Source organism: Caballeronia sp. SEWSISQ10-4 2 (assembly GCF_030464885.1).
Classification (GTDB): domain Bacteria; phylum Pseudomonadota; class Gammaproteobacteria; order Burkholderiales; family Burkholderiaceae; genus Caballeronia.
Window position 1 is genome coordinate 1 of the sequence record NZ_JALPRJ010000156.1, and the last position, 9,839, is coordinate 9,839.

Consider the following 9,839-nt stretch of genomic DNA (forward strand, 5'->3'; position numbering starts at 1 on the left):
AAAATACAGCTAACTCACGCAGACCACTAAGGCCGAAAGCAGCAACCCGGCATCACCCCTGACCACAAACGCCGAAAGCACCAACCCAACACCACCCCCGCCCAACGAGCGCCAGCGACCCCCCTCCGAGTGCGAACGAACCGCTTCATCCGACTTTGCTCATCTCAAAGACGTTGGTCACCGTCTCGCCGTTCCACTCGTATTCCAGATACGCGGCGTGATGACAATCGCGCAGCAGCGTGGTGCGAAAGGCGGCAAGACATTCGCCGCCGCGATCCCGCACCGACGGATACGCGATTCCTGGCGCACCCGCTTCCCGCGCCTCACGCCCCAATGCCTGGCCCGCGACATAACTGGACGGCGAGAGAATCGCTGGGTCGAGCGCGGCTTGTTCCAGCCGGTCATTGCATAAATCGATGACGTCGCCCTGCGCCAACACCGTATAAAGCCGCATCTGCTGACGCAACGGCGCTTGCTTCGTGTCCGCAAGAAACAGCGCCGAGTGATAGCGGGTTTCCTCGATGGCCGTCCGCCTTTCTCGCGCGCAATAAAACACACCGTAAGTGCCATCGGAGAAACGGCTGCCGTTCGGATTCAAATGCGTGAAGGCCGCCATGATCGGGCCATAACCCGCGCCGAACTGGCGCTCGGCGACCGGCACCAGATCCAGTTCGCCCACTTCCGTACGCAAGCGGTCGTTGGTCATGGCCTCGAGCGCGTAAAGGGCGTCGAAATCCTGCGGCGACGCAACCCGATCGAAGAGATTCACGGCGGGGAAGCGCGTAGGAATCACACGATAAGCCGGCGCCCAGTCGAGCTCGGTGTGCGGCCAGATAGCATGCCAGTCGTTTTCAGCTTGCGGCAAATTGGATATGTCGCTCACGCCCAACCGCCTCGCATCGCATCGAGATATTGACGAACCGCCACGAGATCGCTCACGTTGCCCGCGAGCATACGGTCGAGCGCGCGCCGCCCGCCGAAGGGCGGCGCGGCATTCTCACGCTTGATCCAGCCATCCGCGGCCTCAGCTTGCGGCAACAGGATCTGCAAGGCCTTGTAGATGCCGAGAATCAGCGAAAGACGCTCAAGCGTGTCGCGGCCCAGACGCGCCGTTTGCGGCGCAGCTTTCCATTTGAAGAAGGTGGACCGGCCAGGAGAACCGAGCAGGACGATCTGCTCATCGGCCGAGAGAGCCCAGTCGCGCGCGATATTAAAAAACGCCCGCAAGCCGGCGGCGGACATGTCGGCGACCGAAGGCTGTGGCGGAGGAACGGAACGCGAGACGCGTGGAGCGCGTTGCATAAGGAAGTCTCGTTAGGAACTTGATTCGTATATTAGTCCATTTGTGGACTATATCAAGCTTTAACTGAGACTGGGAGCGCGTCCGTGTCGCAGCGACGCCAAAAGCGCCGGCTGCGGATGTTTATTCCATGGTGCGCTTCAGACGCTTCCGTCGACATCCGTGGGACCGTAGCGCCGGCCTGACACGTGAGCGCGCAGCACTTCCGCAATTTCGGACGTGGTGAACTCCGCCGGCACGACGCTCAGTTGACTGCACGGATCGCTTTTACGCGCCCATTCGACCATCCGATACGGCTTGCCCCACGGCCGTTCGACGGTTTCCGAAAGCCGGCATTCATGCAGCGGCAGGGCGTGCTCGGTTTTCATCGTGGACTTGATGTTCTGAAATGATGCGCTGGCGGCCATGACGTGTCCTCGCGGTGAAAGCCTTGATTAAGAGCCGCCAACGGTGGCGGCGATAAAAGCTCGCGTTTGTAATGTGCCCTCTGACAATTAAGCGCAACTTAAAACCAGACGGGTTTACGTGCACACTTAGGCTTGCCGCACGAATGCTTTTCCCTCGCGCGGCATTACTGTATATTCATACAGGTGAGTGGTTTTGCATGGACACGAAACATGAACAGTCATTCTTCCGCTGAAGCCGCTGCGCTCGCGCGATACGTGCAGGCAACCCGCGCGGTATCGGCCGCATTCGACGCCACGCGCAGCGAACCGGAACTGAACGCGGACGGCCGCGCCGTCGCGCTGGCACTACAACGGCTGGATAGCGCGTTACTTGAACTCGACACATCGCAGCGCTCGCTGGACGCTATACTTTCGCGCGCTGGCGGACACTGAACAATCTGGAGCACTTGCTGTGAGACCTGTTTTACCCACACTTTCTTCGAACATCGCGCTTGCGGTTTTGGCGGGATTCATGGGTTTTGGCTCGCTGGCAGCCGTGGGCGCCGAGCATTACGTCGAAGTCTGGAATCCACCGGAATCGCAACTGCATAAAGCGAAGGCGAAACCGCACGCCACGCTGTCGGCGCAGACGAAGAAGAAGCGCAAGAGCGGTCCGGTCGTCAAGCAAGTCGCCGATAAAACCAACGTCGTGCCGCCGGCGTTATCTACAACACCGTCAAATCCCGGCCGCCCCAAAGCTGCGCCTAAAGCCACGGACTCAACGCCGCGCCTGCCGCCGCTGATCGGACCGGACGGACGTGTTTTGCGCGTGTGATCTTGCGTCGATAGTGCGCGGCGCCTGAACCCTAAAAAGCCGCCCGCACCGCCGCCATCTACACGCAGTGCCACGACGCTCCCGAACACACATACGCCACCCTATTCACCACTTCTTCCGTTGTGGCAAAACGCTTGAGCAGCGAACTCGGCCGCGCAAGCCAACGAAAACCGCCCGCCACAAGGGATATTCTCCTTTTTGGCGGGCGGTAACGCAGCAGCATCGGGAAGCGCCACTGCGCTTGAGCGACGTCGGTTTCGCGTCAGCGCTAAATGCTTGAGGCTGACGCACCGGTCGACTTAAAGACCCTATAACCGTCCCATGAGCAGCAGCACGATCAAAACGATCACGACCACGCCCAGGATACCGCTTGGACCGTAACCCCAACTGCGGCTGTGCGGCCACGACGGGAAGGCGCCGAGCAGCAGCAGGATCAACACAATGAGCAAAATTGTTCCGATAGTCATTCCACTTCTCCTTATTTATTAAAGTCTGCTGAAGAGTGAATGGCGATGCCGCTTTCGGTGCGGCGTGAGTATCGGCGGACCGGGTGATTGCAGGGCCAATACCCTCGCGATTGCCGCTTTCATTCAGCAAACGGTGTGCCATCGGCGGGGAAGGGTATGGCGTCTGGAGGGTGGCCGGAGGGCAGACAAAAAGAAATCGGCGATCGGCAAATTCTGCAAGCGCGAGCGGTTTGAAAAAACCGCTCGCGCTTTAAGGGGCAACAGGCTTAAAAGCGCGTTTAGAAGGGAAAGCCCGCTTGGAAAAAACCGCCTAGAAAAGTCCGCGGAACACCCAGAACAAGCCCGCCGCGAGCCCGATCGAAACGGGCAAGGTCAGGATCCAGGCAAGCGCGAGGCTGCGCACGGTGCGCCATTGCAGCCCAGAGCCGTTTGCGGCCATTGTCCCTGCCACACCCGAGGACAGCACGTGGGTCGTACTAACCGGCAGGCCGTAGACGTCTGCTGCGCCAATGGTGAGCATCGCGACCAGTTCCGCCGACGCCCCCTGTCCATACGTCAAATGGGTCTTGCCGATACGTTCGCCGACCGTCACTACGATCCGCTTCCAGCCGACCATCGTGCCGAGGCCAAGCGCCACTGCCACGGCCACTTTCACCCACGTCGGAATGAACTTGGTCGAATGATCGAGCTGGCCTTTGAAGTTCTTGAGCACGGCGGCGTCGTCGGCGGTGAAGACGGGTGCCTTTTGCTTGTCCATCAGGCGCAGCGCTTCGGAGGTCACATACATGTTGTTGCGCACGTTATTCACGAGGCCTTGCGGCACGGTCGCCATCGACGACGACGGCCCGACTTGCGCATCGATGAGATCGGTGAGCTGCTTGAGCGCGACAACGGTATCCGGCTCGACCGTCTTGGTCTGCACATAGTGCTGCACCATAGCGCGCGGGTCGGCAACGGGCGCTGCGCCGTTGGTGTACTTGCCGAGCACTTCGGATGCGTGATGTCCGACCGACAGGAAGGTCTGCGTCTCGGCTGGCGTGACGGCCTTGTTCAGCGCGTAGGCGGTCGGCACGGTGCCGATGAGGATCAGCATGATGAGGCCCATGCCCTTTTGACCGTCGTTGGAACCGTGCGCGAACGACACGCCCGTGCAGGTCAGGATCAGCAGGCAGCGAATCCAGAACGGCGGCGGCGTGTTTTTCTTCGGCTCTTTATACAGTGCGGGAACGCGCACCACGAGCTTCATGACATACAGCAGCAAACCCGCCAGGATGAAGCCGACCAGCGGCGAGAACAGCAGCGATTTTCCCACTGCGAGCGCCTGGCCCCAGTCCACGCCCGATGTCCCCGACGGACCGTGCATCATCTGGTTCATCAGTCCGACGCCGATCACCGAACCGATCAGCGTATGCGAGCTTGATGAAGGAATCCCGAGCGCCCAGGTGCCGAGGTTCCAGATGATCGCGGCAATCAGCAGTGCGAACACCATCGCGAAGCCCTGCGATGTACCGACGCCCAGAATCAGTTCCACCGGCAGCAGTTGCAGGATGCCGAACGCAACCGCACCGCTCGACACCAGCACGCCGAGAAAATTCCATGCGCCCGACCAGACGACCGCGAGATTCGGCGCGAGCGAATGCGTGTAGATGACGGTGGCGACGGCATTGGCCGTATCGTGGAAACCATTTACGAACTCGAATCCAAGCGCGATCATCAATGCAACGCCGAGCAGGACGTACGGCAGTATTGACGACTGCTGGACCGACTCGAGGTCCTGCATCAGATGCGTCACGCAATAAATAATGCCGGCGGCGATGACGACGAGAAACAGCGGCATGCTCAGCCGGCGTCCGAGTGAGCGCGGGCCGTTGCTGTCGTTGCTGTCGGGGAGGGTTAAGTCAGGCATGGAACGTCCTTTGAGCTAGAGGCTGCGCGTGTAACGGGGAAGTATTGAGCGACAAGGCGTTGCTTCTGGCGGTGCGTTGGTCATGGTTGCACAGGCTTTATGGCGGTTTGATGACGACTCACCGCAATGAAATTTGTATGATATGAAAGAGCGGCTTGCGTCTTGCTGTCCGGCAAGGAGCCTGCTCATGATGGAGAACTTATGTTGCAACTCGTCGAGTTGAGGATGGTTTCTCTTGACGCGCCAAACGGTCCGCCGGACGAAGTGCTGGCGCAATTGAGCCGGTTCGCCGGCGCGCGCAGGACCGATTTCATGCTGCGATCGCAGAAAGCAGGTATGGGTTTACCAGAGTGGGAACTTGCAATCGAGACGCACGATGACCACCGCGTTTTCGCGGCGTCGCATCGGGACTGGCCTTTGGTCCGGCGGATCGAAACCGAGGCCGGACCGTATGACACGCTGCATTCCTGGATCGGGTCGGAAGAAGCGCTTACTGAACGGAAGAATGAGCTGAAGGACCTGATCGCCGATGGCAGTTTCACATTGAGCGAGGCGACCGAGGTGGCGATCGTCGAATGGGACACGCCCGGCGAGCTGGATACCGGCGTTCATGTGCGTGCCACGCTGCGGCTGAATGCAGATCGGCCGGTCACGCTGACACTCACGGCCGCCCCTGATGCACGTGAAGCGCTGTTTGCCAGCGCGCATGAAATCGTGGAGGCGCTGCCGTTCCTGATCGCGCCGTTTGCCATCGATACCACCCTGCGTGAGCCTGTCAAAGCCACCAAGCTGAAGTTGCCGGAAGATGCCAGTCCGACCGACGCATTCGTCGAGATCGGCAAGTCGGTTGCACTGCACTGGTTCGGCAACGACGCCGCGTCGCGCGGTGGGCTCGAAGCTGAACACGTGCATCAATTGCGCGTGGCGCAGCGCCGGTTGAAGACAGCGCTCAAGCTTTTTCCTGAATGGATCGACGACACCTGGACGATACGAGCGGCGCCCGACGTGAAATGGTTCGGCGACTTGCTGGCTGACGCGCGCGACTGGGACGTTTTCACCGACACCACGCTCGCCGCTTACGCGGCATCGGATGACGAGAAGCACAAGGGCGCGTGGCAAGCGACACAAAGCGCCGCCGAAGCGAACCGCATCGCAGCCCGGCAACGTCTGCAAGACGCAATGAACTCGCCGCGCTACGCGCGGCTCGCGCTGTTGTTTGTCGAATGGTTCAGCAGACTCGAAGCGCCACCGGGCCAGCCGGACCAGACGCTCGCGGACTACGTGCAGAAGCGCATCACGAAGCATTATCGGAAGATCGAGCGCGCGCCGGATCTCACCACGCTCGATGCCCACACGCGACACAAGGTGCGGATTCACGCCAAGCGCTTGCGTTACGCACTCGAATTTTTCCGCACGCTGCTCACCCGGAAAACCCGCAAGCGCGTAGAAGAGGCGCTCGGGAATTTGCAAAGCGTCCTGGGTGAAGGCAACGACGCGGAAGTCGCAGCCCAGCGATTGGCCGATCTGGATGAAGCCGGCGATTTCCAGAAAGGGTTGGCGAAAGGCTTTGCCGTGAACGCCCAGCGGATGAGCGCGATGGAAGGCGAGCGCATCCTGCGCAAGATAAAACCGCCGCGGATCAAATGAGCGAATGCATCGACGAATGCGTCGATATAATCGTCGCACTCGCTTTTAGCTTTCCTACCACTCCGCGCTTACCCCATGACCGACGAATCCCGTAGTACACCGCACGATGCCATCGAGCTGGGCGGTTCCATCTGGCTTCGCAGCGGTGAGGCCACGCTTGGCGGGGCGGCGCGCATCGCGTTGCTCGCGGCCATCCACCAGACTGGTTCGATCACCGGCGCGGCGAAAGCCGTCGGCATGAGTTACAAGGCGGCGTGGGACGCTATCGATACGATGAACAATCTCGCCGGCACCACGCTCGTCGTGCGTGCCACGGGTGGCAAGGGCGGTGGCGGGACCACGCTGACGGCGAAGGCGCTGAGACTGATAGATACCTATCGCGCCATCGAACGGGAGCATCGGCTTTTTCTCGACCGCGCGGGTGCGGCTATTGAGGGTTTCGCGCAGGACTGGCGGCTTATCGGACGGATCGGCATGAAAACAAGCGCACGCAATCAACTGTTCGGCACGGTCAGGAAAATCACGCGGGGTTCGGTCAACGATGAAATCGAGCTTGCATTGCCAGGCGGTCAGTCGGTTGTCGCCGTCGTGACGCATGAAAGCACTGAGTCGCTTGGTCTGAAGGAGGGTGGCGAGGCGTTCGCGCTCGTGAAGGCGTCGTGGGTCATGCTGATGGTCGACGAGGTCATGGGACCTCGTGCATCGGTGCGGATTTCGGCGCGCAACCAGCTACGCGGCAGGGTGTCGAGCGTGACGCTGGGTGCGGTGAACGCGGAGGTATCGCTGGCACTTGACGACGCCACAACGGTCACTGCCGTCATTACCAATGAGAGCGTCGCGACGCTCGGCCTCGCGAAAGGTCAGACGGCTATTGCGGCGTTCAAGGCGTCGAGCGTGATTCTTGGCGTGACCGACTGAGCTCGCCCGGGCCATCGTCGTGGGTTTGCACAAGACCTTCGTGCAGACTCACGACTTGATCGCCGAACATGGCGACATCGTCGGGGTCGTGCGTGATGAGCACCATCGGAATATCCAGGCGGCTTTGAAGGTCGGCAAGTTCTTGCCGCATGCGCTGGCGCAAGGCCATGTCGAGCGCTGAAAAGGGCTCATCGAGCAACAGCAATTGCGGATGCGGAACCAGCGCTCGTGCCAATGCGACGCGCTGCTTTTGCCCGCCCGACAATTGCGCCGGAAACTGCCGCGCGACCTGGGTCAGATCGAACGCGTTCAGCCAGTAGTCCACATCCGTGTGCGCGACGTGCTTCGACGGATTCCACCAGCCGCGCTTCAAACCGAAGGCAATGTTTTGCCGTACGTTCAGATGCGGGAACAAGGCGTAGTCCTGGAACAGAAACGCGACGCGGCGCGCTTGCGGCGTCAGATCGATTCCGTTGGCCGTATCCAGCAGCGTGGTTCCATTCAGGGCGATCTCGCCTTCGTCCGGCTTGATCAGCCCGGCGATGGTTTGCAGCGTCAGGCTTTTACCCGCGCCCGATGGCCCGAACAGCACGATGCGCTGACTGGTCGAACGGAACGCGATATCGAGCATGAAATCGCGCTCGGGCGTGATGAAATGCTTGCGCAGGCGCACGGATAGGGCAGTCATGGTCAATGTTCGCTCAGCGTGCCGATGCCATCGAGCGCTGCGGCAGCAGTCGTCCGGCTGCGAGCAGGATCACTACGCACGTCACTGAGGTCACGATCACGAGAATGTTCGCGGTGCTGTCGTCGCCGGCCTGGACTGCGGCGTAGACGGCCACTGAGAGCGTCTGCGTTCTACCCGGCAAGTTCCCTGCGATCATGAGCGTTGCGCCGAATTCGCCCAGCGCTCTTGCAAACGCGAGCAGCGCGCCGGCCAGGATGCCGCGTGCGGCGAGCGGCAGGGTGACGCGAAAGAATACGGCTGCTTCGCTGATGCCGAGCGTGCGCGCCGCGCGTTCGAATTGCGGATCGACGGTTTCGAATGCGGTGCGCGCCGACTTCAGCACGAGCGGGAACGCGACCACGGCGGACGCGATCACCGCTCCTTGCCACGTGAACACCAACTGGATGTCGAACTTGTTGAGCCATGCACCGATCGGGCCACGCCGGCCGAGCAGCACGAGCAGGTAATACCCCAACACGGTAGGTGGCATGACCAGCGGCAACGTCAATAGCGAGTCGACGAGCTCACGCGCCGACGAGCGCCATCGCGACAAACCGAACGCCACCGCGACGCCGAGGACGACATCGATTGCTGTCGCCCATCCGGCTACTTTCAGCGACAGCAGCAGTGGAATCCACGCCTGGTCCATGGTGCGATGTCTCGTACGTTTTATGCAGAAGCGTTATTTCACTGGCGGCTTGAAACCGAATTGCGCGAGCGTTTTCTGGCCATCCGGCGACAATACATATGCGATGAACTGCTGGGCATCGGCGGCGTGTTTGCTCTGCGCTACCTGAGCGATGGGGTAGGTGATCGGGGTTTGTGTCGGCACGTCCAACGCTACTTTTACGCGATCCGGCATCACGGCGGCGTCGGTGCTGAATACGAAGCCCGCGTCCACTTCGCCGCGCGCCACGTAGTCGAGGCTTTGGCGTACGTTTGTCGCCAGCACGCCTTTTGCGCTGACTGCGTCCCACACGCCGGCTTGCTTGAGCGCGCCCTCGGTGTAGCGGCCGACGGGTACCGATGCCGGATCGCCATAGGCCACGCGTTTCACGCTGGCCGCCGTCAGGTCTTTTACGCTGGCGGGGGCGAACGTGCTGTCTTTCGGGACGATTAACACGAGCGAATTCGCGGCAAAGTCGCGGCGCGAGTCTGTGACGATGACCTTTTCGTCGACGGCTTTGTCCATTGCTTTTTGATCGGCTGAGGCGAAGACGTCGGCGGCAGCGCCTTTCACGATCTGCTGCATCAGCACGTCGGAGGCGCCGAAGTTCATCAGGACTTTGGTGCCGGGATGCTGTTTCTCGTAGGCATCGCCGATGGCTTTGAACGCGTTGGTCAGGCTTGCCGCAGCGGAGACGACGATTTCATCGGCTTGTGCGGTGGTTTGCAGCGTGAACGTAAGGACAGCGGCTATCAGCGAGTGTTTGAGATTGAACACGATGGACGGGCGAGTGGAATAGAAAGCGCATCGTAATATATTTGGGGTTATAACGGTAGGGATGTTTCTTTCGTTCGCACTCGGTCGGGGGGCTGGCGCTCGTGGGACTGGGTTGGTGCCGGGTTGCTGCTTTCTGCGTCCGTGGCCGGTCTGTCTAGCTGTTCTCTTTATCACTATTAGCCACTGTGCGTGGCGGCACTTCATTTCTT

General features: G+C 60.7%; 12 protein-coding genes. 4 read left to right on the forward strand and 8 right to left on the reverse strand.

The features are described from left to right. Nucleotides 1–145: 145 nt before the first annotated feature. The 3 genes from M0D69_RS42435 to M0D69_RS42445 form a co-directional block, all read right to left on the reverse strand. Nucleotides 146–835 carry an RES family NAD+ phosphorylase gene (locus M0D69_RS42435; protein ID WP_301787779.1) on the reverse strand — a complete coding sequence of 230 codons (690 nt, stop codon included), beginning with the start codon at nucleotides 833–835 and terminating at the stop codon, nucleotides 146–148. 44 nt (nucleotides 836–879) lie between these two features. Beyond that, a complete protein-coding gene (locus M0D69_RS42440) occupies nucleotides 880–1,302 on the reverse strand; it encodes an antitoxin Xre/MbcA/ParS toxin-binding domain-containing protein (protein ID WP_367619843.1) in 423 nt (140 codons plus the stop codon). Nucleotides 1,303–1,440: 138 nt separating this feature from the next. Continuing rightward, nucleotides 1,441–1,707 (reverse strand): DUF2866 domain-containing protein, encoded by a 267-nt coding sequence (locus M0D69_RS42445; RefSeq protein ID WP_301787770.1) that lies wholly within the window; start codon nucleotides 1,705–1,707, stop codon nucleotides 1,441–1,443. Between the two features lie 210 nt (nucleotides 1,708–1,917). Here M0D69_RS42445 and M0D69_RS42450 point away from each other — a divergent pair, with 210 nt between their 5' ends. Next, nucleotides 1,918–2,139, forward strand: coding sequence for a hypothetical protein (locus M0D69_RS42450; RefSeq protein ID WP_301787771.1), 222 nt, complete (start codon nucleotides 1,918–1,920; stop codon nucleotides 2,137–2,139). 79 nt (nucleotides 2,140–2,218) lie between these two features. Beyond that, nucleotides 2,219–2,521: a hypothetical protein gene (locus tag M0D69_RS42455; protein WP_301787772.1), complete on the forward strand. Its 303-nt coding sequence runs from the start codon at nucleotides 2,219–2,221 to the stop codon at nucleotides 2,519–2,521. Between the two features lie 308 nt (nucleotides 2,522–2,829). Here M0D69_RS42455 and M0D69_RS42460 read toward each other — a convergent pair whose 3' ends face one another. After that, complete coding sequence (locus tag M0D69_RS42460; protein ID WP_301787773.1) at nucleotides 2,830–2,988, reverse strand: DUF3309 family protein; 159 nt, start codon at nucleotides 2,986–2,988, stop codon at nucleotides 2,830–2,832. A gap of 310 nt (nucleotides 2,989–3,298) precedes the next feature. Further along, the gene (locus M0D69_RS42465) at nucleotides 3,299–4,894 is read right to left on the reverse strand and encodes an inorganic phosphate transporter (RefSeq protein WP_301787774.1); all 1,596 of its coding nucleotides are present in this window, start codon (nucleotides 4,892–4,894) and stop codon (nucleotides 3,299–3,301) included. Nucleotides 4,895–5,095: 201 nt separating this feature from the next. On the opposite strand from M0D69_RS42465, the gene M0D69_RS42470 reads away from it, so the two are divergent. Continuing rightward, nucleotides 5,096–6,541 carry a CHAD domain-containing protein gene (locus tag M0D69_RS42470; protein ID WP_301787775.1) on the forward strand — a complete coding sequence of 482 codons (1,446 nt, stop codon included), beginning with the start codon at nucleotides 5,096–5,098 and terminating at the stop codon, nucleotides 6,539–6,541. 75 nt (nucleotides 6,542–6,616) lie between these two features. Next, entirely contained in the window at nucleotides 6,617–7,459 is an 843-nt protein-coding gene (locus tag M0D69_RS42475; RefSeq protein WP_301787776.1) for a TOBE domain-containing protein, read from the forward strand. Here the strand turns inward: M0D69_RS42475 and M0D69_RS42480 are convergent. Genes M0D69_RS42480 through modA form a run of 3 tightly spaced genes read right to left on the reverse strand, consistent with a single transcriptional unit; the run spans nucleotide 7,422 to nucleotide 9,633 of the window. Further along, nucleotides 7,422–8,147, reverse strand: a complete 726-nt coding sequence (locus tag M0D69_RS42480; protein WP_301787777.1) for an ABC transporter ATP-binding protein — start codon at nucleotides 8,145–8,147, stop codon at nucleotides 7,422–7,424. The two genes, M0D69_RS42475 and M0D69_RS42480, sit on opposite strands and share 38 nt — an antisense overlap. Before the next feature lie 13 nt (nucleotides 8,148–8,160). Continuing rightward, nucleotides 8,161–8,835 carry a molybdate ABC transporter permease subunit gene (modB, locus tag M0D69_RS42485; protein ID WP_301787778.1) on the reverse strand — a complete coding sequence of 225 codons (675 nt, stop codon included), beginning with the start codon at nucleotides 8,833–8,835 and terminating at the stop codon, nucleotides 8,161–8,163. Nucleotides 8,836–8,868: 33 nt separating this feature from the next. Further along, nucleotides 8,869–9,633 (reverse strand): molybdate ABC transporter substrate-binding protein, encoded by a 765-nt coding sequence (gene modA, locus M0D69_RS42490; RefSeq protein WP_301787781.1) that lies wholly within the window; start codon nucleotides 9,631–9,633, stop codon nucleotides 8,869–8,871. Between the last annotated feature and the right edge of the window lie 206 nt (nucleotides 9,634–9,839).